Source organism: Pseudoalteromonas sp. MMG024, assembly GCF_021654175.1.
Lineage (GTDB): Bacteria > Pseudomonadota > Gammaproteobacteria > Enterobacterales > Alteromonadaceae > Pseudoalteromonas.
The window spans coordinates 40,032-65,265 of record NZ_JAKFZO010000004.1; the positions used below are offsets into that span (position 1 = coordinate 40,032).

General features: G+C 41.5%; 19 protein-coding genes and 8 tRNA genes. 5 read left to right on the plus strand and 22 right to left on the minus strand.

The window, feature by feature from the left end:
- Positions 1 to 2: 2 nt before the first annotated feature.
- From pheT to uvrY, 15 genes are all read right to left on the minus strand, one after another.
- A complete protein-coding gene (pheT, locus tag L1068_RS04830; protein WP_237129330.1) occupies positions 3 to 2,390 on the minus strand; it encodes a phenylalanine--tRNA ligase subunit beta in 2,388 nt (795 codons plus the stop codon).
- Between the two features lie 13 nt (positions 2,391 to 2,403).
- On the minus strand, positions 2,404 to 3,384 hold the full coding sequence (gene pheS, locus L1068_RS04835; RefSeq protein WP_010559933.1) for a phenylalanine--tRNA ligase subunit alpha: 981 nt from the start codon (positions 3,382 to 3,384) through the stop codon (positions 2,404 to 2,406).
- 393 nt (positions 3,385 to 3,777) lie between these two features.
- Positions 3,778 to 4,485: a DnaA inactivator Hda gene (gene hda, locus L1068_RS04840; protein ID WP_010559932.1), complete on the minus strand. Its 708-nt coding sequence runs from the start codon at positions 4,483 to 4,485 to the stop codon at positions 3,778 to 3,780.
- Positions 4,485 to 5,540 carry a DUF2066 domain-containing protein gene (locus tag L1068_RS04845; protein ID WP_237129331.1) on the minus strand — a complete coding sequence of 352 codons (1,056 nt, stop codon included), beginning with the start codon at positions 5,538 to 5,540 and terminating at the stop codon, positions 4,485 to 4,487. The genes hda and L1068_RS04845 overlap by 1 nt, the downstream gene beginning before the upstream one ends.
- Positions 5,541 to 5,635: 95 nt before the next feature.
- Positions 5,636 to 5,722: transfer RNA gene (locus L1068_RS04850), tRNA-Leu, on the minus strand.
- A 42-nt stretch (positions 5,723 to 5,764) separates the two neighbouring features.
- A tRNA-Cys gene (locus L1068_RS04855) sits at positions 5,765 to 5,838 on the minus strand.
- A gap of 101 nt (positions 5,839 to 5,939) precedes the next feature.
- A tRNA-Gly gene (locus L1068_RS04860) sits at positions 5,940 to 6,015 on the minus strand.
- A 181-nt stretch (positions 6,016 to 6,196) separates the two neighbouring features.
- Positions 6,197 to 6,283 (minus strand) — tRNA-Leu (locus tag L1068_RS04865).
- A 32-nt stretch (positions 6,284 to 6,315) separates the two neighbouring features.
- Positions 6,316 to 6,391 (minus strand) — tRNA-Gly (locus L1068_RS04870).
- A 22-nt stretch (positions 6,392 to 6,413) separates the two neighbouring features.
- Positions 6,414 to 6,500 (minus strand) — tRNA-Leu (locus L1068_RS04875).
- A gap of 33 nt (positions 6,501 to 6,533) precedes the next feature.
- Positions 6,534 to 6,607: transfer RNA gene (locus L1068_RS04880), tRNA-Cys, on the minus strand.
- A 16-nt stretch (positions 6,608 to 6,623) separates the two neighbouring features.
- Positions 6,624 to 6,699, minus strand: a tRNA-Gly gene (locus tag L1068_RS04885).
- A gap of 172 nt (positions 6,700 to 6,871) precedes the next feature.
- Positions 6,872 to 7,423 carry a CDP-diacylglycerol--glycerol-3-phosphate 3-phosphatidyltransferase gene (gene pgsA / locus L1068_RS04890; protein ID WP_010559930.1) on the minus strand — a complete coding sequence of 184 codons (552 nt, stop codon included), beginning with the start codon at positions 7,421 to 7,423 and terminating at the stop codon, positions 6,872 to 6,874.
- A 13-nt stretch (positions 7,424 to 7,436) separates the two neighbouring features.
- Positions 7,437 to 9,260, minus strand: coding sequence for an excinuclease ABC subunit UvrC (gene uvrC / locus L1068_RS04895; RefSeq protein WP_237129332.1), 1,824 nt, complete (start codon positions 9,258 to 9,260; stop codon positions 7,437 to 7,439).
- A 4-nt stretch (positions 9,261 to 9,264) separates the two neighbouring features.
- A complete protein-coding gene (gene uvrY, locus L1068_RS04900; RefSeq protein ID WP_010559928.1) occupies positions 9,265 to 9,912 on the minus strand; it encodes a UvrY/SirA/GacA family response regulator transcription factor in 648 nt (215 codons plus the stop codon).
- Between the two features lie 355 nt (positions 9,913 to 10,267).
- Between uvrY and L1068_RS04905 the strand changes: the two genes are divergently transcribed.
- From L1068_RS04905 to L1068_RS04920, 4 genes are all read left to right on the plus strand, one after another.
- Positions 10,268 to 11,425 carry a Na/Pi symporter gene (locus L1068_RS04905; RefSeq protein WP_054981505.1) on the plus strand — a complete coding sequence of 386 codons (1,158 nt, stop codon included), beginning with the start codon at positions 10,268 to 10,270 and terminating at the stop codon, positions 11,423 to 11,425.
- A gap of 136 nt (positions 11,426 to 11,561) precedes the next feature.
- The gene (locus tag L1068_RS04910; RefSeq protein ID WP_237129333.1) at positions 11,562 to 13,907 is read left to right on the plus strand and encodes a DUF5916 domain-containing protein; all 2,346 of its coding nucleotides are present in this window, start codon (positions 11,562 to 11,564) and stop codon (positions 13,905 to 13,907) included.
- A 220-nt stretch (positions 13,908 to 14,127) separates the two neighbouring features.
- Positions 14,128 to 15,096 (plus strand): cysteine synthase A, encoded by a 969-nt coding sequence (gene cysK / locus L1068_RS04915; RefSeq protein WP_010559925.1) that lies wholly within the window; start codon positions 14,128 to 14,130, stop codon positions 15,094 to 15,096.
- A 97-nt stretch (positions 15,097 to 15,193) separates the two neighbouring features.
- The gene (locus L1068_RS04920; RefSeq protein WP_237129334.1) at positions 15,194 to 15,631 is read left to right on the plus strand and encodes a hypothetical protein; all 438 of its coding nucleotides are present in this window, start codon (positions 15,194 to 15,196) and stop codon (positions 15,629 to 15,631) included.
- Positions 15,632 to 15,697: 66 nt separating this feature from the next.
- Here the strand turns inward: L1068_RS04920 and L1068_RS04925 are convergent, their stop codons facing one another.
- On the minus strand, positions 15,698 to 17,953 hold the full coding sequence (locus tag L1068_RS04925; RefSeq protein WP_237129335.1) for an acyl-CoA dehydrogenase: 2,256 nt from the start codon (positions 17,951 to 17,953) through the stop codon (positions 15,698 to 15,700).
- Positions 17,954 to 18,096: 143 nt separating this feature from the next.
- Here L1068_RS04925 and L1068_RS04930 point away from each other — a divergent pair, with 143 nt between their 5' ends.
- On the plus strand, positions 18,097 to 19,929 hold the full coding sequence (locus tag L1068_RS04930; protein ID WP_237129336.1) for a M2 family metallopeptidase: 1,833 nt from the start codon (positions 18,097 to 18,099) through the stop codon (positions 19,927 to 19,929).
- A 225-nt stretch (positions 19,930 to 20,154) separates the two neighbouring features.
- Here the strand turns inward: L1068_RS04930 and L1068_RS04935 are convergent, their stop codons facing one another.
- Genes L1068_RS04935 through L1068_RS04960 form a run of 6 tightly spaced genes read right to left on the minus strand, consistent with a single transcriptional unit; the run spans position 20,155 to position 25,201 of the window.
- Positions 20,155 to 20,910, minus strand: coding sequence for a putative porin (locus L1068_RS04935; protein ID WP_237129337.1), 756 nt, complete (start codon positions 20,908 to 20,910; stop codon positions 20,155 to 20,157).
- 13 nt (positions 20,911 to 20,923) lie between these two features.
- The gene (locus L1068_RS04940; RefSeq protein WP_010559920.1) at positions 20,924 to 21,301 is read right to left on the minus strand and encodes a PH domain-containing protein; all 378 of its coding nucleotides are present in this window, start codon (positions 21,299 to 21,301) and stop codon (positions 20,924 to 20,926) included.
- A 17-nt stretch (positions 21,302 to 21,318) separates the two neighbouring features.
- Complete coding sequence (locus L1068_RS04945) at positions 21,319 to 22,323, minus strand: aminoglycoside phosphotransferase family protein (RefSeq protein WP_237129338.1); 1,005 nt, start codon at positions 22,321 to 22,323, stop codon at positions 21,319 to 21,321.
- The gene (locus L1068_RS04950) at positions 22,301 to 23,188 is read right to left on the minus strand and encodes an ABC transporter ATP-binding protein (protein ID WP_237129339.1); all 888 of its coding nucleotides are present in this window, start codon (positions 23,186 to 23,188) and stop codon (positions 22,301 to 22,303) included. Before L1068_RS04950 ends, L1068_RS04945 begins: the two co-directional genes overlap by 23 nt.
- A gap of 2 nt (positions 23,189 to 23,190) precedes the next feature.
- A complete protein-coding gene (locus L1068_RS04955) occupies positions 23,191 to 24,012 on the minus strand; it encodes an ABC transporter permease subunit (protein ID WP_237129340.1) in 822 nt (273 codons plus the stop codon).
- A gap of 13 nt (positions 24,013 to 24,025) precedes the next feature.
- Entirely contained in the window at positions 24,026 to 25,201 is a 1,176-nt protein-coding gene (locus L1068_RS04960; RefSeq protein ID WP_237129341.1) for a cystathionine beta-lyase, read from the minus strand.
- Positions 25,202 to 25,234: the final 33 nt, after the last annotated feature.

The window sequence follows — 25,234 nt, forward strand, 5'->3', positions numbered from 1 at the left end:
ATCTAGTCCCTCAACGATGCGTTAAATTGTTCAGCCAATTCGGCCACCACTAAGTCTACAATTGAATTGATGTCTTTCTCTTCAAGAGTTCGCTCTGAATTTTGCAGTGTTAATGCAATCGCTAAACTCTTGTGATCAGCCTCAACTCCTTTGCCCTTATACACGTCGAATAAGTTTAGGTCAACTAGTTGATTTCCGCCAACTTTTTTAATTGACTCTAAAATATCACCAGCATTTACCGAATCTTTAACAACTATCGCAATATCGCGTCGGTTAGATGGGAACTTAGAAACCTCAACCGCTTCAGGTAATACACGGTTTTCTAAACCTAACAACTCGATTTCAAAGGCAAAAACTTGATTGTTAATCCCTAGTTTAGACTGTATTTCTGGGTGAATACAGCCTAAGTAACCAATTTTTTTACCATTTCTTATAATCGAAGCTGATTGACCTGGGTGTAAACCTTCATTTTGTTCAGCAACAAACGAAATATTCGCCATATCACCAGTCAGGTTTAACAGTGCTTCAACGTCGCCTTTTACATCAAAAAAGTCGACCGGTGTTGATGCGATACCCCAATGTTCGTTATGCGTATTACCGTAAATCACACCACCTATAATTTGCGTTTGCTCAACACCATTTTCAGCGGCATCGTTTTTAACAAACTTTAAGCCTGACTCAAATAGGCGGATACGTGACTGCTGACGGTTTTGGTTATATACCACAGAGCCTAATAAGCCTGGTAATAAGCTTACGCGCATCGCCGACATTTCAATTGAAATTGGGTGCGGTAATACCAGCGCATCGGCACTTGGGTGTAACAAGTTTTGTACTTTTGGATCGACAAAACTGTAGGTGATTGCCTCTTGGTAACCACGGCTAACGAGCTCGTTACGAAAACGCTTAAGCGGCAGCACTGCTTCTTGGTGATCTGTCATCGCCAATTTCGCCGTTGGTGCTACATTTGGAATATTGTTGTAACCAAATACACGTGCAACTTCTTCAATTAAGTCTTCTTCAATTGAAATATCAAAACGATAACTCGGTACATCAGCTTGCCATGTATCATTTTCAAAGCTAACTGTAAGACCTAAACGAGTAAGAATATTTGTTACCGTTGCATCTTCAATGTGGTAGCCGATAACGCGGTCTAGACGTGCGCGACGTAATGTCACTGATTTAGCTTTTGGTAGGTGCGCTTGTGATACAGCTTCCACTACAGGGCCTGCTTCACCGCCAACAATATCAAGTAATAGTTGGGTTGCACGTTCCATTGCGTCATGCTGAAGTTTGTAATCAACACCACGCTCATAACGGTGCGATGCATCCGTATGTAAACCGTAGCTACGCGCTTGTCCTGCAATTGCCAGCGGGCTAAAGAATGCACTTTCTAATAAGATATCGTGTGTTGTTTCGGTAACACCTGATTTCTCACCACCGAAGATACCCGCCATCGCAAGTGCTTTTTGGTTATCAGCAATTAACAGCGTGTTCTCTTTTAACTTTGCCGTATTGCCGTCAAGTAATACAAGCTCTTCACCTGGATTTGCGTTACGTACTTTAATACCACCTTCAATTGCGTTTAAGTCAAACGCGTGCATTGGGTGACCAAGTTCAAGTAATACGTAGTTTGTTACATCAACAACAGGATCAATTGAACGAATACCGCTGCGACGTAATTTCTCAACCATCCAAAGTGGTGATTCAGCGTTTAGGTTAATGCCCTTAATTACACGACCTAAATAACGAGGACATGACTCAGGATTAACTAATTCAATGTCAATTTTGTCATCAATTGTCGGTGTAACCGGCGTAATTTCAACGTTAGTAACGTCAAGGCTGTTTAATACGCCTACTTCGCGTGCAAGACCTTTAATACCAAGACAGTCACTGCGGTTTGCGGTTAAATCAACGTCAATAGTCACATCATCTAAGCCGAAGTATTCACGAATATCTGTGCCAATTACAGCGTCTCCAGGTAATTCTAAAATGCCGTCTGAGCTTTCAGCCATGCCTAACTCTTCGAACGCACATAACATGCCGTGAGAAGGCTGACCACGTAATTTTGCTTTCTTAATTTTAAAATCGCCCGGTAATACCGCGCCAACTTTAGCAACCGCTACTTTTAAACCTTGGCGACAGTTTGCAGCACCACAAACGATATCAAGTAGTTCGTCTTCGCCAACATCTACTTTAGTTACGCGTAATTTGTCTGCATCTGGGTGTTGGCCACATTCAACCACTTGACCAATAACAACGCCTGAAAAATCACCGGCAACGGCGTCTAAACCATCCACTTCAAGACCTGCCATCGACAGCTGCTCAGAAAGTGCATCAGTATCAATTGCTGGGTTTACCCATTCTCTTAGCCACTTTTCACTAAATTTCATTGTTACTTCACTCTTACTTGAATTGGTTTAGGAATTTTAAGTCGTTTTCGAAAAATGCACGTAAGTCATTTACGCCGTAACGCAACATGGTTAAGCGCTCAACGCCCATACCAAATGCGAAACCTGTGTATTCTTCAGGGTCGATGCCAACAGAGCGAAGTACATTTGGGTGAACCATGCCACAGCCTAATACTTCTAACCATTTACCATTTTTACCTTTTACGTCCACTTCTGCTGATGGCTCAGTGAATGGGAAGTACGAAGGACGGAAACGGATTTCCATATCTTCTTCAAAAAAGTTACGTAAGAAATCGTGCAAAATCCCTTTAAGCTCTGTGAAGCTTACGTTTTTATCAACCATCAAGCCTTCTACCTGGTGGAACATAGGCGTATGCGTTTGGTCGTAATCATTACGGTATACACGGCCCGGTGAAATGATACGCAGTGGTGGTTGTTCCGCTTCCATAGTACGGATTTGTACACCACTTGTTTGCGTACGCAATACCAGCTTAGGGTTAAAATAGAAGGTATCGTGATCAGCACGTGCTGGGTGATGTTCAGGAATATTCAACGCGTCAAAGTTATGGAAATCGTCTTCCACTTCCGGACCAGATTTAACAGCAAAACCTAGCTCACCAAAAAAGCTTTCAATTCGTTCGATAGTTCGTGTTACAGGATGTAGACCCGTAGTCGGTTGAGTACGACCCGGTAGCGTCACATCAATAGTTTCTTTTGCTAGCTTCTCTGCTAATGCTTTTTCTTGTAGCGCTTCACGCTTCGCATTAATTTTTTCTTGAACTTGCTGCTTTGCCTGGTTAATTACCTGACCTGCAGTTTTACGTTCTTCTGGGTCCATTTTACCTAGGCTTTTCAATAGGCTAGTAATCTCGCCTTTTTTACCTAAGTAATTTACGCGCACATCTTCTAAATGAGCGATTTCACTGGCTTTCTCAACAGCTTCAAGGGCTTCAGCCAAGATTGCTTCTAAATTCATAAGGGCTTTTCACTCGTTTTTGCCAACCAGCTCAATATTATATTGAGTTGGCTTGATTTCTCGTAACGTTTAACTATCGATTAACGTAACATTTTTTAATAAAAATTAGCCCATTATGATACCCGAAAAACAATTGTTTTTACTAGAGCGATAATGGTTAAAAAGGCACGTTATTGTTAATTTTAGGTGGTTTTTTTGGGCTTATTTCAATTGCACTAATTTAGTGGTCGCATATTGCGATAAAAAACAATTTAGAACTAAGACGAAGAATCAATAAATAGCGGGTTTATATTTTTATGTTCAACACCGTCTTTGCTGCATTTCGCCCGCATCGATACATGCGCAACAAATAAAAAGGCAAGAGCACGATTTTTCAAAACGTGCCAAACTAGCTTAAAGATCCAAAATAGACTTAATAAAAGGAATGGTAAGCTTGCGCTGTTCAACGATTGAAGCGTGATCAAGCTTATCTAAAATATCCAGTAACGCACGCATATCACGGCTAACGCGCGACAATAAAAAACGTGTTGCTTCTTCAGTGAGTGTTAGCCCACGCATTTTCGCACGTTTTACTAACGCTTCGGCTTTGTCATCATCACTCATCGAGCGGATTTGAAAGGTGGTGCCCCAGTTGAGTCGCGATTCGAGATCTGGCAATGCAATATTAAGCATATTAGGCAGTAAATCCCCCGCTACTACTAACATTTTTCCTTCACTATTGAAGCGATTGAAAAAATTAAATAGCGCTTTTTCCCACAGTGGGTCGCCCGCTACTTGCTGAATATCATCAATGCAAATTACATCGAGTTTTTCTAAGTCGTCAAGCACGTGTGGGTCAAGCCAAGCAAGATCTTTACAGGATAACAAAAAACACGATAAGCCGAGTTCTTGTGCGCGAATACACGTTGCATACAGCAAATGTGATTTACCTGAGTCAGAAAAACCACACAAGTACACATAATTAAATGGCATTGTTTGAAGTTGTGTTAATCCCACTTCAAGTTGTTTAACCACATGGGAATTTTCACCGCCAAAGAAGCTCATAAATGTTTCGTCGTCCGGCAATGTTACCGGCAACGCCATTTGTTGATATTCACTCATTACTGGCTTAGCCACTGATACTCAAGTTGTTGTGTACTTTGATGACTAAATGGATCAAAAATAATCTCAAATTGTGAATCCAATTGTAACGCTTTTTTCAAGCTATCTACGTGTGCATTAAGATATAACACTAAATCCACACGTTCCCCTTGACGGAAATTTATATCTAATTCATCAACTTGGGTCAGTGTACGTAAACGAGTTTTTAACGCCTCAAGCTGTTTAATGCCTTTTACACCAAAAAAGCGTACTGACACACTGCTCGCAACTTCAGTTTCACCAAGTGATGCATACTGCTTGGCGATTTGCGTTGAAATACTACTAACAAGCTCTCCGATAATCGTGAGTTTGTCACCCTTAAGCTGGTGTAATTGGAATGTACCTTGGTTGGTAAACTGCCAATCCAGGTGCCATACATTCTCGCGTTGATACAGCCTTGCCGATACAATTACTTCAGGTTCGTAACGACGCGAGGCATTTAAAATTTGCTGCGGAAAGTTAGCCCACACATCTGTAACCGTTAAATTCATGCGATCTTCAAGATCAAGTAACGGCATAACAATTGGTAAACCTGCATTGTTACTATTGGTATCGAGCAAGTGAAAAATTTGTGGGTAGTCTTCTTTGGTGACTAAGGAACGTTGCACGTCTTCTTCAATTGCAAGCCAAATTAACGTCAGCGGTCTGCGGTTACCCCAAATCGGGATTTCCATCTCATTAAGTACGCCGTCGATTAATTGCGGCTGATACCTAATTTTTAAATACGTTTGGTATAAAGACTCTTCATACTCGTATTTGAGTACAAAGCGAGACAGATTTTTAAACGCATCACCAATTGCAGGGTGTGACTTATCAATACTCCGACCCGATACTTTTTCAAGCACACCAATAAAACCAACACGGTTTGCTCGGCGTTGCTGCGCTTGAGATTTATCATCAACTACCGCTTTATATTGATAAAGATCGGTCACTTCAACGGCTAAAACAGCCTTACTGAAAACCAGTAATAAAGTAAAAATCAGTGCGTTTTTCAAAGTGTTAAACTTGTGTTCCATCGTGGGTCTGATCCTAAAACATCAGATGATGCAAAGCAAAGTAAATTTAGCTAAAAATATGCTTAGAATTATAAGGAATTAAATTTGATATAAAGTGGTGCCCGGGGCCGGACTTGAACCGGCACGTCATTACTGACGAGGGATTTTAAATCCCTTGTGTCTACCAATTCCACCACCCGGGCATCGGGCTGCTTTCGCATGTGGAGAGTATTATCTTTCGATAATGGAGGCGGAACCCGGAGTCGAACCGAGGTAGACGGATTTGCAATCCGCTGCATGGCCACTCTGCCATTCCGCCAATGTCTTCATAATGAAGCTGGATAAATAATTGATTGGAACTCTTAAGGTTATGAGTTCTGCCTTGGTGATACCAAGTTATCAATTATTTTCCCTAAAAATTGGAGCGAGTAACGAGGTTCGAACTCGTGACCTCGACCTTGGCAAGGTCGCGCTCTACCAGCTGAGCTATACTCGCATTCCAATTAGCCGTTTTTTAACTTGGCACTAAAGCTACCTTGTCGCGTTATCACCTCGAGCAGCTGAACTATACTCGCGTTCTATTTCAACCGTTTTTTAACTTAGTAACATAAAGTCACTTCGAGCAGTTGCACTATACTCGCTGCCAATGGCTTTTTGTGAGGCCTAACTCAAATAAGTGGTGCCCGGGGCCGGACTTGAACCGGCACGCTATTACTAGCGAGGGATTTTAAATCCCTTGTGTCTACCAATTCCACCACCCGGGCATCGGGTTTCTACGTTGCAGCAAAAACCAATTTGGAGCGAGTAACGAGGTTCGAACTCGTGACCTCGACCTTGGCAAGGTCGCGCTCTACCAGCTGAGCTATACTCGCATCAAATTGATTCTAACATCAATGGTGCCCGGGGCCGGACTTGAACCGGCACGTCATTACTGACGAGGGATTTTAAATCCCTTGTGTCTACCAATTCCACCACCCGGGCATCGGGCTGCTTTCGCATGTGGAGTGTTGAAAATGGAGGCGGAACCCGGAGTCGAACCGAGGTAGACGGATTTGCAATCCGCTGCATGGCCACTCTGCCATTCCGCCGACTTCTTTAAGAAGTTGGAGCGAGTAACGAGGTTCGAACTCGTGACCTCGACCTTGGCAAGGTCGCGCTCTACCAGCTGAGCTATACTCGCACTTCCAATTGGGTAGTTAGTTAACCACTCCCCTCTCAACACCGACGCATTCTACATAGATTATTAAACGCGTCAACATAAAAATGTCGGAAATAAGTTGTTTGATTATTTTTTATCTAAAATGATTTAAAAACACTCGTTTATGCACTTATTTCAATTCACAAACACCAATTTAATTGTTTGATTGAGACAACGCGCCCCAGCCAGCAACCAAATATTGCACCATCGAAATAAAGGTTAAGATAGTCGCAATATAAAATAATACAAATGATAAGGTGATCATTTGACTATCGTACTGCCAAATCAAACCAATAATCGCCAGCATTTGTGCTGCGGTTTTAATTTTACCTAATTGCGATACCGCCACATTGGCACGCTCACCCACTTCAGCCATCCATTCACGCAATGCCGATACAATAATTTCTCGACCAATAATAATAATGGTCGGAATCGTAATATAGAGCGATTGGTAATGTTGGGTTAATGCAATAAGTGCAACTGAAACCATTACTTTATCAGCAACAGGGTCAAGAAACGCACCAAATGGTGTTGATTGTTCAAGTTTTCTTGCTAAATAGCCATCTAACATATCGGTGACTGAGGCAAGCCAAAAAATAAATGCGGCCCAGAAAAAAGACCACTTAGCTGGAATAAAAAAGAAAACAATAAAAATCGGAATTAAGATCAGGCGAAAAGCTGTAAGTGTATTTGGAATGTTCCACATATTGGTATTTTATTTATTTGTCATCATTTAGATGATGATAGATTCGTTCTGCGATGCTACGACTAATGCCCGGCACTCGCTCCAATTCAGAAATAGTAGCGCTTTTTACCCCTTGAATGCCACCTAAATATTTTAATACGGCTTGACGTTTTTTCGCGCCAACCCCTGAAATTTCTTCTAGCACAGATGTATTGCGCTGCTTTTGACGTTTATTACGGTGCCCAGCAATAGCAAAACGGTGACTTTCGTCACGTATATGTTGAATTAAATGTAACGCTGGCGCATCCGAGGATAAATTCACCGTGCGCCTGCCGCCATCAATTAATAGCGTCTCTAAACCCGGTTTTCGTGATGTGCCTTTGGCAACACCTATTAATAGCGGTAATTTGTTGTGTGGCCAATCAGCAAAATAATTTTCAGCTTGTGCTAACTGTCCTTTACCACCGTCAATAAAAATAATGTCGGGGATTTTACTTTCGTCAGTCAGTTTGTTGTAACGCTTTCTAAGTGCAAATGCCATGGCAGCATAATCATCACCTGGTGTAATGCCTTCAACATTAAAGCGGCGGTACTCTTTGTTTGCTGGACCTTGATCGTCAAATACCACACACGACGCAACTGTGTTTTCGCCCATGGTATGACTAATATCAAAGCACTCCATACGATTAATAGTTTCTAAACTTAGCGCTTCTTTTAATTGAGCATAACGTTTCGCAATGGAGTCTTTTGCACTTTGTTTTACTTCTAAGGCATTTGCTGCATTTTTATTAGCAAGTGCCAAATAGTCAGCCTTTTCACCACGTAGCGCTAACACAAAAGTAATTTTCTTAGTGCAAATTGCCGATAACCCTTCTGCTAACGTATCACTGCCAGCAAATGCAAACGGTACAACTAATTGTTTTGGAATTCGTCCGGTATTGGATAATTGCACATAATATTGCGCACAAAACGATTCCAAGACTTCTTCATTGCTACTGTCTTTTGGCGTTTTTGGAAAATACGTTTTGGAACCCAAAATCTTATGGTCGCGGATCATCAATACATGTACCGCCACCAAGCCATTTTTAGCCGAGAAACCAATTACATCCAGCTCTGCAACATTGCCTGATACTGCTTGTTGTTCTTGCATTTTGCGCAGCAATAAAATTTGGTCGCGCAATTGCGCTGCCTTTTCAAATTCGAGCGAGATACTTGCGGCTTCCATTTTTTCAACCAATGTTGCGATTACTTCTGACGAGCGCCCCGCCAGAAATTTTTTCACCATATCGACTTCTTGCTGGTAATCCGTATCGGATATTTTACCGACGCATGGCGCTGAACAACGCTTTAACTGATATTGTAAACACGGGCGACTGCGTGCCCGATAATACGCATCTTCACATTGACGCACTGGGAAAATCTTTTGCATTAGGCGCAAACTTTCAGACACGGCTCCGGCACTTGGATAAGGGCCAAAATATTCGCCTTTAATTTTTCGTGCACCACGGTGAAATGCTAAACGCGGATGAGTATGGTTAGTTACTAAAATATAAGGGTAGGATTTGTCGTCGCGCAACAAGATGTTGTAACGCGGCATGTATTTTTTTATTAAATTATTTTCAAGCAGTAGCGCTTCGGTTTCGGTATTCGTCAGTGTAACTTCAACACCGCAAATATTCGCAACTAACGCACGGGTTTTGTTTTCGGGAATGTTGTCGCGAAAATAGCTTGAAAGACGCTTTTTTAAATTTTTTGCTTTACCAACGTATATAACTTGCCCTTTAACGTCTAACATTCGATAAACGCCGGGTTCATTTGATACGGTTTTTAGAAAGGCTTTTGCGTTAAACGCCGACATCGTGTTATTCGGCGTCAATCTCAATCATTTTATGGCGAATAGCAAGGTGTGTTAATTCTACATCGCCACCCACATTAAGCTTTTCAAACATACGGTAACGGTATGAATTGACCGTTTTAGAGCTTAAGTTAAGCTGATCTGCAATAGTTTGTACTTTCTCACCTTTCGTGATCATCAGCATAATCTGTAATTCGCGGTCTGATAAGCTTGCAAACGGGTTTTCATCATTGCGTCCGCTAAACTGCGCTAGTGCGATCTGCTGCGCAATTTCTGGCGCAATATAACGCTGCCCTGTTTTCACAGCGCGAATAGCATTAACGACTTCTTCAGGACCTGCACTTTTGGTTAGGTAACCGTGTGCGCCAATTTGCATTACTTTGCTCGGGAATGGGTCTTCACATTGCATGGTCAATACAATGACCTTTACATCTGGGCAGAATCGACAGATCTTTTTAGTTGCTTCTAAACCGCCAATACCTGGCATATTCATATCCATGAGTACGATATCTGGGTTATTTTGACGGCAAAACTGAACCGCCTCTTCGCCAGTTTTCGCTTCACCAACCACTTTAAAGCCACGTACGTCATCAAGTATACGCTTTATACCTGTGCGAACGAGTTCATGGTCATCAACTAACAATACGTTAATCAAGGAGTTACCTCACGGTTATCAATGTAAGACAGATTTAAGAGGCCTAACCATAGCACATTAGTTATCAAAGTCGAACAACTTAAATTGGATTTCCATGGCTATTTTGACCGATTGTTCACTAACTCACCGATTTATAAAAACTTCATCATTTACAATCTATTACATTACGAAATTTTAACGTTCTAACAGCAATTTAATGACGATAACAACACATTGATTGTTGTTAACTTTGAAATATTACACTCACTGTAATATTTCTTTCACATTTCTTTGTTTTAATCCGCGTCGTCACAAAAATGACATGTAAATGTCACATAACACGACCAACAAGGTCGTCGAAAACAAGAGAAATGAAATGAGTCAAAATACGTCAAATCCAATAAACGGCCAACAAAGTGTTACGGCCAAGTTTTTAAACTGGGCTGCTATCGCATTTTTAGTTTATTTGGTTTTAGTTGCAGTTAGTACCGTAAGTGGCGGTTTTAAACTTGCATCGGGTGGCAGTGAAGGTGCGAAAGAAATTTTTGCATTCGCAACCAACCCATTTGTTGCATTATTGCTTGGTGCACTCGCAACTGCGTTAGTACAATCATCATCAACCGTTACCTCGGTTATTGTTGGCTTAGTAGCTGGCGGATTACCTATTAATATTGCAATTCCAATGATTATGGGTGCGAACATTGGTACAACTATTACTAACACCTTAGTATCAATTGGTCATATTCGTTCAAAAGAAGAATTTAAACGCGCATTTGAAGCGTCAACAGTACACGATTTCTTTAACTTAATTGCTGTTGCGATTTTCCTACCGCTTGAATTAGCGTTCGGCATTTTACAAAAACTATCTCAAAGCCTTGCGCATTTATTTGTGGGCGACGCTGACCTATCACTTAAAAGCTATAACTTTATCAAACCACTTGTTAAGCCTGCGGTAGGCGTAATTAAAGATGGTCTTGCATTTTTCGATGGCAAAACTCTTGGTATTGCTATGGTAATTGTGGGTATTGCACTGATTCTATTTGCAGTAACAACTCTTGGTAAACTATTGCAAAAAGCGCTCGTTGGCACTGCCAAAGAAATGCTACACCGCGCAATTGGTAAAGGCCCTGTTGCAGGTATTACATCGGGTGCTGTGGTTACGGTTATGGTGCAATCATCGTCAACAACAACAAGCTTAATGATCCCGCTTGCAGGTAGTGGTGTATTCTCGACTAAACAAATTTACCCGTTTACGCTAGGTGCAAACATTGGTACCACCATTACTGCGCTGCTTGCTGCTACATCAATTACAGGCGCAGCTGCCGAAGTGGCATTAACAATCGCCCTTGTTCATGTAATGTTTAACGTATTTGCTGTTGCGCTTATTTACGGCACACCATTCCTACGTGAATTACCGCTTCGTGCTGCAAGTAAGCTGGCTGAAGTCGGTTCAAATAATAAATCTTTAGCGTTAGGTTATGTGCTAGGTGCCTTTTTCGTTGTGCCTGGAGTAATGATGTTAGTGGCGCGCTAAAAACTAACTACCTTGTAAAAATAACGATAAAGTGGTTACTTTATCGTTATTTTTTGTTGCTTAACCTTATCTAAATTGCTCGAAAAACCGCAACACTCTAAAATACTGCGAAACTATAAAAACTCGTGCAATTAAAATGAAATACACGCTAGCACTGTGTGCTGCTCTACTCTCTACCTCTGCAATAGCAAAAACCGACACCACACTTGAAATACCATTTTTATCAGATTCAGTCGTCATTGATGGCAATATAAATGAAAGTGTGTGGCAGCAAGCAAAACGCATCGAAATCAACAATATCACTTGGCCCTATGAAAATAAGGCAGCCAAGGAGCAAGCCTACGCACTTGTTTATGAAGATGGTGAATCACTCAATGTCGCTTATGTGGTAAGTGATTCAAACCCAAATGCGATTCGCGCGTTTTATCGCGACCGTGATAAAAACTGGAGCGATGACTTAGTGGGTTTGAAAATTGACTCATACAATAACGAAAAGCTGGCGTATCAGTTTTTTATTAATCCCCTTGGCGTGCAAATGGACTCCATTGAAAACGTGCTAACAGGCCAAGAAAGCGATGCGTGGGATGGTATTTGGCACAGCTCGGGGCAATTAACTGAAACGGGTTATGTTGTTGAGATTTCAATTCCGTTTCGCATATTAAATTTCGAACAAGGCAACAACAGCAAAAAAATGGCGATGGAATTTGTTCGCTTTTTACCACGAAATGAACGCTTGCGTATTTCATCAATAAAAATCGACCACGCGAACAGCTGTTGGGTTTGTCAAATGCAAACCGTGTCAGGTTTTGAAAAAGCAGAGCAAGGCAATAACCTAACGCTAGTGCCAACCATTGTTGCTGGCCGCAGCGAAAGCCGCGATGTCAGTGTTGCACCCATTGAAGATTGGCAAGCAGATAACACCTTAGAGCCGGGATTAGACCTAAAATGGGGGATCACGCCTGAAGTTACGCTTACCGCAACCATTAATCCTGATTTTTCACAAGTCGAAGCCGATGTTGCACAGCTCGGTATCAACAACAGTTTCACTTTGTTTTTTCCAGAAAAACGTGCCTTTTTCTTAGAGAATACCGATTACTTTTCAACACCTTGGAATCTCATTTATACCCGTAATGTGGCTGAGCCTGACGCCGGGGTAAAACTAACGGGAAGCGTTGGCTCGCATACCTTTGGTAGCTTTATCGCTAACGATAACCAAAGCAATGTGATTATTCCCGGTAACCTAGGCTCGACTATTGTCTCGTTAGAAAGTAAAAGTAACAATGTTGCGGCACGTTATCGCTATGACTTTACTAACGACTTCTCTATAGCCGCAACGACAACCGCACGAAGTGCAGATGACTACTACAATTATGTCTCGTCACTTGATAGCAAATACCGTTTAACCGAAAACGATACCTTTATCGCACAACTTGCGATGTCGCGAACAAAGTATTCCGATGAATTTAGAGACAGCATTTGCGACGCCGATAACCTTTCGACGTGCAAGCAACAAGCGCGCATTCAATGTGAAAATGAGCAAGATTGCGAAATAAGCGAACAATATTTACGTGTCAGTTCTGAGCAAGCAATTGACGATATTGCCTATAAGCTTAGTTATGAGCACAACGAAAAGTATTGGAGTCTATTTGCACGCTATGACAATCTTGGTGAAGATTTCCGCGGCGATTTAGGTTTTATGAACCAAGTTGATTTCAATAAGTTTGTTAGCGGTGGTCGTTATCGTTGGTACGGTGAGCAAGGTGTTAATTGGTATAATCGCATAGAATTTTACAGTGACTGGGATATTAGCCATAACGCCAACGGCGAACTGCTAGAAAAAGAAGTTCAAGCAGACTTATCATTTAACGGGCCACTGCAAAGTTACGGTAAAATTGAATTGCTCCAGCGCGACCGCGTCGGTCTTCGCCATAATAAAGCGCACTTAGATATAGATGGTAACACCACGCTATTTAACGAAAATCTCGTTGGGGTGTATTTAGAATTTAAACCAATCTCAGGCATGTTTGCCTCACTTTACGCTAATACAGGTAATCATATCGACTTAGCAAACAATCGTTTAGGCGATAAAACCCGTATTCGCCCAGTACTAAATATGAACTTAAACCGCCATATAGAATTGCGCTTGCGTCATACATATGAAGCGATGGACGTGGACGGTGCTGACCTATTCACTGCAAACTTAACGGATGCGCGATTAAGTTATCAGTTTAACAACCGAAGTTTTGTACGATTAGCCGTAATTTATCGCGATATTGAGCGCAACCCAAATAATTACATCGATGATGTAACGGCGCACTACAAAGGGTTTTCAACTCAACTGCTCTACTCTTATAAAGTGAATCCGCAAACGGTGTTTTTTGCTGGCTATTCCGATAACGGTTATCAAGATGATGACTTATCAAAAATTGAGAAGACAGACCGTTCAGTATTTATGAAAATGTCATACGCTTGGATGCTATAAGTTAGAGACGTTTATGGGAAGCTAAGGCTTCCCTTTTTATTTCTGATATTTCGTTTTTTTTCGTGTTATTTCACGTTCTTTACCAATAACACTGCTAATTTAGCCATAAACGCCTATTTCAGGCAGTTTGGCTATATATTATAGCCAAACTTTCCTTTCGTTTTTGCAACTAGTCAGTATGCTTAGCGTAAATGAATCCGAACATTTAGGGATACACATAATGAGTAACATTTTTGAAGATAATTCACTGAGCATTGGTAATACACCACTGGTTAAACTTAACCGTGTAACGTCAGGTAACGTATACGCGAAAATTGAAGCGCGCAACCCAAGCTTCAGCGTTAAGTGCCGTATTGGTGCATCAATGATTTGGGAAGCTGAAAAGTCAGGTGAATTAACCAAAGACAAAGAGTTAATCGAACCGACTTCAGGTAACACAGGTATTGCACTTGCATTTGTTGCTGCATCACGTGGTTATAAACTAACGTTAACTATGCCAAACACAATGAGCCTTGAGCGTCGTAAGCTACTAAAAGCGTTAGGTGCAAACCTAGTATTAACTGAAGGCGCTAAAGGCATGAAAGGTGCGATTGAAAAAGCACAAGAAATTCAGCAAAGCGAACCTGAAAAGTACATTTTACTACAGCAATTCGAAAACCCAGCAAACCCTAAAATTCACTTCGAAACAACGGGTCCTGAGATTTTCGACGCAACTAATGGCGATATAGATTTCTTCGTAGCCGGTGTTGGTACAGGCGGTACGATTACAGGCACTAGCCGTTTCTTAAAATTAGAAAAAGGCCTAGACGTTAAATCAATCGCAGTTGAGCCAGTTGATTCACCAGTGATCAGCCAAAAAATTGCAGGTGAAGAATTAAAGCCGGGTCCTCACAAAATCCAAGGTATTGGTGCAGGCTTCATCCCAGGTAATTTAGACGTTGAAATGATTGACGGTGTTGAGCAAGTTTCAAACGATGACGCAATCTCGATGGCGCACCGCCTAATGAAAGAAGAAGGTATTCTTGCAGGTATTTCTTCTGGTGCCGCGGTTGTTGCAGCAAAACGTATTGCTGAACTACCAGAAAACAAAGATAAGAAAATCGTTGTTATTTTACCAAGCTCTGCAGAGCGTTACCTAACTAGCCCACTGTTTGCTGAAGAGTTTACAGATCAAGAGTTAGTGCAGTAATTTACTGCTTTAAAAGTGCGAAGCACCGCTTCGCACTTTACATCCTATCAAAATCATTCCACACTTAGCCTAAATAAAAATAACGACTATTAGGCATATGTTACGTACTATTTTTCTTTCATCTTTGTTTATATTGCTTGCTGCGTGCGGTGAAACTGCGCCTGAAATAAAAGCAGATAACGACTCACCTGAATATAAAGCATCTGAATTTTTCTACGCAGTATTGCTTGAAGACGACATTAATAAAGCAGTCAATGCATCGGTGCCAAAATATGGCCGCATTATCAAGTCATACGGCTCAACAAAGCAATTTGCACGCAATGTACTAAATATGCGTTTTGACGAAGTGGAAATTGAAATCGACCACGGTAGCCGCAGTGTGCGTAAGCGATTTGGCGATTCTGCCGTGTTAAACGTTATTTTACACGGTAAACATAACGGTAACCGTATCGCCGATATGCGTCAGATTAAACTTATTAAAGTAAAAGGTACTTGGTACATCGAAAAAGTACTCGACGACCCTTACGCGCGTTAATACTGTGCTGATTAAACCGCTCTTTGCAATCTGCGCATTACAAAGAGCGTTTTATTTTAGCCTTCGTTAATCAAACGATTCAAACTCATCTACTTTTATTACCGCTTGACGCAGCGTTTCATACTCAGTGAGTTGCGCTAATTCTTCTTGATTAAACTCATCACTCAACGTGTTTATCGCATTTAGTCTGTCAAACTTAATATCAAAACGCGCATGTTTAATGACTTTTTCAAAACGCGATATCAACGTTTTGTGCTCAGACAAAATCACTAATAAGCGCTCCATATTATCAATATCACTACCCGCTTTGATATGACACAAGTTGCATAATCGCTCACGCATAACTGCGTTGTTACTTAAACTATTAACCACTTGATTTAATGTTTCATCACTTGGTTTGTGATACGGATTTCCCCACGGAAAAACCGCGAAACGAATCACACTGCCAAATGAGATATTGGCAAAAAACGCATCAAAGGCTTGGCCTATTTCATACAAACAATGGTCGATGGCGTAATTAACAAAAGGTAAATCGGAGACTTGCCTACCGTCGTTTTCATAGCGTTTTAACACACTGCTAGCTAAATAAAGCTGGCTTAAAATATCACCTAAACGTGCTGATGTTGCTTCTTTGCGTTTTAATGCTCCGCCCAAACGCAACATTGCGTAATCGGCACAAAACGCAAATGAAGCACTCAGTGTTGTCAGCGTTTGATAATAATGCGCGACTGGTCCTGCGCTTGCCTTAGGCACAAACCAATTTGCGGTTAACCCATGGAAAAAGCTAAAGCCAAAATTACCTAATGTATGTACGATATGTTTGCAAAGATACTCATCAAATTGATGTAAGCCACTTTGTTCGTCATCCATTGCCACCGCTTCCATTTCTTTCAAAATAAACGGATGACAGCGCGTTGCCCCTTGACCAAAAATCATTAAACAACGTGTTAAAATATTTGCCCCTTCAACCGTAATAGATACAGGCGTGCCTTTGTAGGCACTTGCTAAACTATTACTTGGCCCATTTTGCACCGCTTTACCCGCTTGAATATCAAAACCATGATTTACGATATCTCGGCCAATTTCAGTAAGGTGGTATTTAGTAATGGCAGTGATCACCGCAGGGCTTAAATTAAGATCAAGTGCCGTTGTTGTCATACGTCGTGTCGATTCGGTAAGATAACTCATCGCAGCAATGTGCGCTAAACTTTCGCCTACGCCTTCAAACTGTGCGATTGGCAAACCAAATTGCTTACGAATTAATGCATACGCACTGGTTGTGCGCGTAGTTAAGTGAGCTGTTGCAGTCGCAAGTGCAGGCAACGAAATACCTCGCCCCGCACTCAAACATTCAACCAACATGCGCCAGCCTTTACCAATATAATCTTCACCGCCAATTAGCGCATCAAGTGGCACAAAGACATCTTCCCCTTCGGTTGGGCCATTCATAAATGCCATGCCCATCGGGTCGTGACGTTTACCCGTAGTGACCCCTTTTGTTTTTGCCGGAATAAGTGCACAGCAAATGCCTAAATCTTCTTGTTCGCCCAGTAATCCATCTGGGTCATATAATTTAAATGCTAAGCCAATAACCGATGCTATAGGCGCTAGTGTGATATAACGCTTACGCCAATTGAGCTTGATGCCCAGTGTCATTTTGTTTTTATAGCGTTTTTTACACACCACACCGTAGTCTTGAATTGCCCCAGCGTCAGAACCTGCATCTAAGGCAGTTAAAGCAAAACACGGGACTTCATCGCCATTTGCCAGTTTAGGTAGCCAAAAATCTTGTTGCTCTTTCGTACCATAATGAGCAAGTAATTCTGCCGGCCCTAAACTGTTTGGCACCATCACCGTAACCGCCGCTGATAAACTCGAACAGGCAATTTTACTGACAATAGTTGAATTAGCATACGCGGAGAAACCATGACCACCGTGACTTTTCGGTACGATTAAGGCAAAGAAGCCCTCCTCTTTTAAATACTTCCATACCGCTTTAGGTAAATCGCGTTCGGTCACAATTTGGTGATCGTCCAACATATCCAATAATGTGGATACTTGATTATCGATAAAACTCTGCTCTTCTGCGCTCAGTTTTGGATTGGGGTACTCGCGAAATGTTTGCCAATTTGGTCTACCAGAAAACAGTTCGCCATCCCACCAAATATCCCCCGCTTCCATTGCTTGGCGCTCTGTATCTGACAGCGGCGGCAAAGCCTTTTTGAAATAGTTAAAAACAGGTTTTGTTACAAATCTTAGGCGATTGGCACGAATGCCAAAAATCGCGGCAATAACAAAAACAATTATTATAAAAATCAACATTGTAAAAACTATCCCTTGAATTTATTTAACGCTTACCCAAGTATGACTTAATCCCTGAAAAAGTCTAACTGGCATTTACCCAAAAACCACGACTTGCTAATATGCATTGTTGGCTTTAGGCCATTACTTTAAGGGAAACAATAATGACATCATTTAAACTCTCACTACCCGCATTACTCGTCGCATCAGCGGTCGCGATTACTGGCTGTAATGCAACTAGCAAACAACAAGAAACACAATCAGCACAACAAGTAACTGTAAAAGACGCTAAAGCGTTTTTAGCAAATACTGAAACAGAATTAATGGCGCTTTATAACGAAGTTAGCCGTGCTGAGTGGATTTACGCAAACTTTATTACGCACGATACATCTGGCCTATCTGCTGCTGCAAACGAAAAGATGACCGCTGCCGTAGTTCGTTTAGCAAATGAAGCGTCTAAATTTGATAAATTAGACCTAGACGAAGACAGTCGTCGTAAACTAGATAAACTGAAGCTTGCACTCACCCTGCCTGCACCACAAGATCCAGCTAAAACAGCTGAGCTTTCAAAAATCGTTGCTGAACTTGGCGGCCTTTACGGTAAAGGTAAATACTGTCAAGAAGACGGTAAGTGCTTAAGCCTTGGCGATATGACTGCAACCATGGCAACAAGCCGTGATTACGACGAACTACTTGATATTTGGACTGGCTGGCGCGAAGTTGCTAAACCAATGCGTCCTCTTTACGAGCAACAGGTTGAGTTAACAAACCAAGGCGCAAACGAGCTTGGCTACGCAGATACTGGCGCTATGTGGCGCAGTAAATACGATATGCCTGCCGATGATTTTGCCAAAGAGCTAGACCGTATTTGGGGTCAGGTTAAGCCACTATATAATTCACTACACTGTCACGTTCGCTCAAAACTAGGCGAAAAGTACGGTGAAGACAAAGTACCACAAGACAAGCCAATTCCAGCACACTTACTTGGTAACATGTGGGCACAAACGTGGGGTAATATCTACGATGTGGTTGCCCCTGCGAACGCCGATCCGGGTTATGATGTAACTGAATTGCTTGCTAAGCACAATTATGACGAACTAAAAATGGTGCGCGGTGCTGAGAAATTCTTTACGTCAATGGGCTTTGCACCATTACCTGAGACATTCTACGAGCGTTCACTGTTTACCAAACCACAAGATCGCGACGTGCAATGTCACGCTTCAGCTTGGAACTTAGATAGCAAAGACGACTTACGTATTAAGATGTGTATCCAACGTACTGGTGAAGAATTCTCAGTAATTCACCACGAACTGGGTCATAACTTCTACCAGCGCGCATACAACACGCAACCAATTTACTATCAAGAAAGTGCTAACGATGGCTTCCACGAAGCAATTGGTGACACTATCGCCCTTTCTGTAACACCTGGTTACTTAAAAGAAATCGGTTTACTTGATGAAGTACCGGATGAATCAAAAGATATCGGTCTTCTAATGAAAATGGCAATGGATAAAATTGCATTTATCCCATTTGGCCTACTTGTTGACCAATGGCGCTGGAAAGTATTCTCAGGTGAAGTAACGCCAGAGAACTACAACCAAGCATGGTGGGAACTGCGTGAAAAGTATCAAGGTGTTGCAGCTCCTGTAACACGAACTGAAGAACACTTTGATCCCGGCGCGAAATACCACGTACCAGGTAACACACCTTATACACGTTATTTCTTAGCGCATATTCTACAATTTGAATTCCACCGCGCATTGTGTGAAATCGCTGGCAGCAAAGAGTCTATTCACCGTTGTAGCGTTTATAACTCAAAAGAAGCAGGCGAACGTTTAGATGCGATGCTGAAAATGGGTTCTAGCCGTCCATGGCAAGAAGCGCTTGCAAGCGTAACAGGTAAACCAGAAATGGATGCGACAGCAATTCTTGATTACTTTGCACCATTACAAAAATACCTAGACGAGCAAAACAAAGGCCGCCAGTGCGGTTGGTAATCTAATACCAATTCTGTTAAGTATGTGATCAGGGATAGCGCTGGATAAATGAAATGGTAACAAGGCGGAATTTTTCTTATGTACTTGTTCTACATTGATAAATTTTAACGCAGTTAGCATGATATTTAGCCCGCTAGGATGATCTGCTATTTAAGTGAATTGGTATAACTTAGCTTAAACAAAAAAACCGCTGAATTTCAGCGGTTTTTTATTGTTTAAATACGTTTAAAACTGGCCGTACACTCCAAAAACAAGTGCTTCATCAATATCTTGATAGCCAATTGAAAAGGCAAAATTAGCATCGGTATAATATTTCGCTTTTACTTCAAACTTGCCGTCATTTACACCAAGGCCTGCAGAGATTGCTTGGTTTAAATAATAAGTACCAAATACACGGGTAACTATATCATTCCCGGTTTCAGTCACGGATGCATCAACGGCTAAATGCTGCGCACTGTTTAGTGCCATAAAATAGCGAGACGCCAATTCCCAGCTATCGAGGTCTACCTCAGTATCAAAACTAAACGCAAGATAATCAATACGGTTGATTTGATGATTGTATTCAGCGCGCGCAAATACTTCGCCGTCTTGACCATCGGCATCGCTATAGCGTGCACTGACTTTAAAATCATCGTTAATCAGATAGCCGGCGCCAGCACTAAAAGCATCATAATCACCTTGTTTGGCAACGCCTGCGGTGATAAAGACATTATTCGGTAAAAAATACTCGCCGCCAATATTGTAAGCATTATCGTCATAAAAATTATGAATTGAACCGTACAGGTTAGTATCGGTATTTAGATAGCCAAACTCATCTAACACACCAATCATTGCTTGCGGTTTAAAAAAGTAATGGCTGCTCAATGCAAAACCATCGTAGTTATCGGCATTAACATAATTAAATTCGTTAAACGACTGATAACTCGCGGCATTTACACCAGTCGCCGCCATTAATAAACCTGATAAAAGAAATTTCTTCATATAAAACTTGCCACTATCCTAATGTGTATTGACTTAAAATTTTGTAAACCTGATCGATATCGTCTCCCGCCTTAAACTCTTTTGTTAGCGGATTTGGCTCAGAGCCTAACCAGATTTTTAATTCAGCATCGAGGTCAAATGTACCTGCTGACTCTTTGCTAAATTTAGTTATTTTGCTGTAAGGAATTGAAAGTACTTCGGCTTTATTACCGCGTACACCTTGGCGATCAACCAAAATTAGGCGTTTATTGGTAAACACTAAAACGTCGCGAATAACCTTATACGCCTTTTCAACTTGCTCACCGTCAATTAGCGCTGAATCAATAAAACGCTCAACTTCCTCGCTGTCTACTTCACTTGCATTACCCAATAAGCCTGATAAAAGTCCCATTGTTGTCTCCTTAGCTGTTATATCGGAAAAAGATACTGTTCAGCATCTTGCCAATTTTTGCATTGTTTTACACCGGGTACATATTCAATTAAATAATTTAAGTTACCTGTGTGGCGTAACAATGTCAGTGTCATTAAACTGTTTAGTAAAGTTCGTTTATCGTCAACTTGATAAAGGTAGCTTTCTAAAAACTGCTGGAAAACCTTTGTATTACCTTTTGCTACAAGTAAGCCTACTGTCGTGACTTCAAAAAGTGGCTCGTTGCACACTAACGCATCACCAAAGTCAATTACACCACAAAGTGAAATGCCGTCATCACCGCGTTTGACTAATAAATTACCTGGGTGCAAATCACTGTGTACTAAATACAGATTAGTGGTGTCTGGTGCGGTATAAGGCGTATGCGCAATATAGGGAATAAAATCCGCTAAAAAATCTGCACGCAAGCCTTGGCGTTTTCTTCTGGCGTAGCTATTGTGGTATTGCTCATCAATAAATTCTTGCCAATCTTTGTACAGTACGCTTGTTTTTTGCATGGGAATACTGTGCATTTGTAGGCAAAAACGTCCTAATTGCGCGGCTATCGATTGTTGTTCATCATCTGTTAGTTCATTGTAAATATCTGACAGAAGTTGCCCTTCAAGCCCTTTTGTAATTAAGTAACCCCAGTTATTGAGCTCACCGTGCGCAATCAATTTAGGTGTCGCAATAGGTAGAGTTGCCCCGTCGCATAAAGTGAGCGCTTCTTTTTCATGGTGATACTGAAACAGCCAATTTGGCGCAATAAATTTGATGTAAAAAGCTTGATTGCTGGCACTGTGCAATAAAAATGTGGGATTTTCGCCTGAGCTAACGCGCTCTACTACACTAAGCGCTAAATCATTATTTTCACATATTTGCTCAATCAGCGGCTGCCAATGTGTTTCATTGGTAAAATCGCAAATAGCGCAAGCATATTCATAGCTTGGCACTTGAGGCAGCGCCATGGCATCAAAATCTTTAATCAAATAACTGGTTTTCAAGCGTTTTTCCGTTGTAAATTTGTTGGTATGCAATCTGCTTTTGATGTAAGTGTTGCAGCAATTGAATATCAAAGTCAGTTACACTGGCCTCATATTCAATTAAGTACTCGCGTGATTGCGTTGTTTTTATTTGTGTTAGCCCATTTAGCCCTGAAATGGTTTTAGCAAAATCATCACTATGCTGTTTTAATCGCAAGGTCAAATAAGCATGGTTTTGCGTATCGATATCACCTGAATATTGTTTCAAACTACCGGCTTCAAACACAAATACGCGCTGGCACAAGCGCTCAAGCTCTGCCAAATCGTGTGAGCTCAAAATAAACGTAATCTCAGAGCTCAAACTGGCAATTAGTTCCCTTATCTCTTTCGCATGAATTGGGTCAAGCCCTGCTGTGGCTTCATCGAGTAATACAAATGAGGGATTCCCTATCAGCGCTTGGGCAATACAGGCGCGCTTTCGCATACCGTGTGATAATTCTTGTGGCTTTTTTGTTTTGTGTTCAATTAACCCTACTTGCGATAACACACGTGTCACCTCAACAAGCGCAGGCGCTTTTGCATAACCTTGTAATTTGGCAAAAAAAGCAAGTTGTTTTTCAATACTAAAGCGCGGATCAAGCTGTGCATCTTGTGGTAATACCGCCAATTTACCAAATTGCGCTGCATGAGGAATTGTGTCGCCATCAAACAGTACTTCACCACTACTTGGTGAAATAAAACCCGAGATTAAACTAAATAGCGTGGTTTTACCCGCACCATTAGGGCCAATAATCGCAACCGGCTCACCACTTTCAATGGTCATTGAAACGTTCGTTAATACCTGATTGCTAGCAAAGTGTTTGCTTACATTTTTAAGTTCAATCATGGTTACACCCCTTGCTTCTTAAATAATGTAAACGTAAGCGCACCGTAGATAAGCGTTTGTGCAAGTGGCAGCAAATATTGTTCAGACACACTGGCGCTTAACGCTAAGGTGTCAAACAAGCTTGCGTTAGGCAGTAAGTAACCTAAAAATGAAAAGCCCTGCCAAATATACTCTGCCAATAAGCCAATAATAATGCTGCCTAATGTAAGCAACAGTAAACAATGAACAATGGCTTGTTTAGATGATGTTGAATAAACATTTAACAGCAGCATAAAGGCAATCATCGGTAATACAACAAACATTAAATCAACCAATATTCGGCTGCTTAAATGCAGTGACCCTGAAAGTTGACCGACATCATTCCAAACAATCAACATAATGCTTGCCAATAAGGCAATACCTATAAACGCAGCAACTACCAATACTTGACCAAGAAAGCGGCCAAGCAATAAATCTTCACGTTTTGCGCGCAACAGTAAAAATCGAATCGTGCCACGCGCTTTATCACTGCATAACTGATCGGCTGCGGAAAACATGGCAAAAAATGGAAAGGTCAGCACTGCGACTAACCAAAATACGATTAATTCAGGAACCGCCCACGTAGATAAGTTTTCAAGCCCTACTTCGCCAAGTAATTGCGCCATAAAGCGTTCAAACTGGGGATCTTTAAAAAACGCAGCGCCTTTCGCTACCACGTTGGTCAAAATAAGTGACCAAATCGCAAGGTAGCTAATAATGGCAACTAGCCCTCTTTTTGAAAATAGAAACCGTGAAAATTCAAATTGCGCAAATGCAATTACACGATGAAAGCTAGTTGAACCCATACAAATCCTTTATTTATTTTAATTGTGCTTGAAAACGTTCAAGTCCTTCGGCAAGGTCCAGTTTAAGATCATCTACGTCTTCAAGTCCAACATGAATGCGCACCAAAGGCCCTGAAAAATCGTAGTTTGTTACCGTACGAATGCGATTAAAACTGGTTGTTACGGTAATTAAGCTTTCAAAACCACCCCACGAATAACCCATTTTAAAATGTTGCATACCATCTAAAAGTGCAGTAATCGCAGCTTGATTACCCTCTTTTAATACAAAACTAAAAAGGCCTGTACTACCGCTAAAATCACGTTTAAACACTTCTGAGCCTGGGCATGTGTCGAGCATTGGGTGACGTACGTGATCCACGAGTGGGTGGTCTTTTAACCAATTGGCAATTTCTAATGCTGCTTGTTCGTGTTGCTTTAGGCGTACCGGCAATGTACGTAAACCTCGCATGGCAAGGTAAGCATCATCAGCTGATGTGCATTGCCCCATTAAGTAGGCATTTTCACGTAACTGCTCCCAACATGCCTCGTTTGCAATTGCTACGCCCATCATCACATCTGAGTGACCAACAATGTATTTAGTCGCTGCTTGAATTGACACATCAACACCATGGGTTAGTGGCTTAAAGAAATAGCCATTACCGTAGGTATTATCAATAAATACCAGCAAATCATGTTGTTTCGCAATTTTAGTCAGTAAAGGTACGTCTTGTACTTCCATGGTAATCGAACCCGGCGCTTCTAAAAAAAGCAATACCGTGTTGTCTTGAATCAAGTCAGCAATGCCTTCACCAATAAGTGGGTCATAATAAGTGGTGCTCACACCCATATTTGCGAGAATTTTTTCGCAAAAGTCACGTGTCGGTTCATACGCGGTATCGACCATCAAAATATGATCGCCCGTTTTTACAAACGACAAAATAGCGTTGCTAACCGCTGCCGCACCACTTGGAAACAAGGCACAGCCTGCACCTTGCTCAAGTTCAGTAATTGCGTCTTGTAAAGCAAAGTGGGTATGCGTACCACGGCGACCATAAAACAGTGCTTGCTCACCACGCTTGGCGGTGTTTTCTTTCATCTGCGCTACTGAGTCAAAAACAATGGTAGATGCGCGTTGTACAACCGGATTAACCACCCCTTGGGTGTATTTTGACTTGCGACCTGCGTGAATAATTTGGGTATTTGCTTTCATAAATCGATTCTACTCTTGGTTCTGTTACAAACA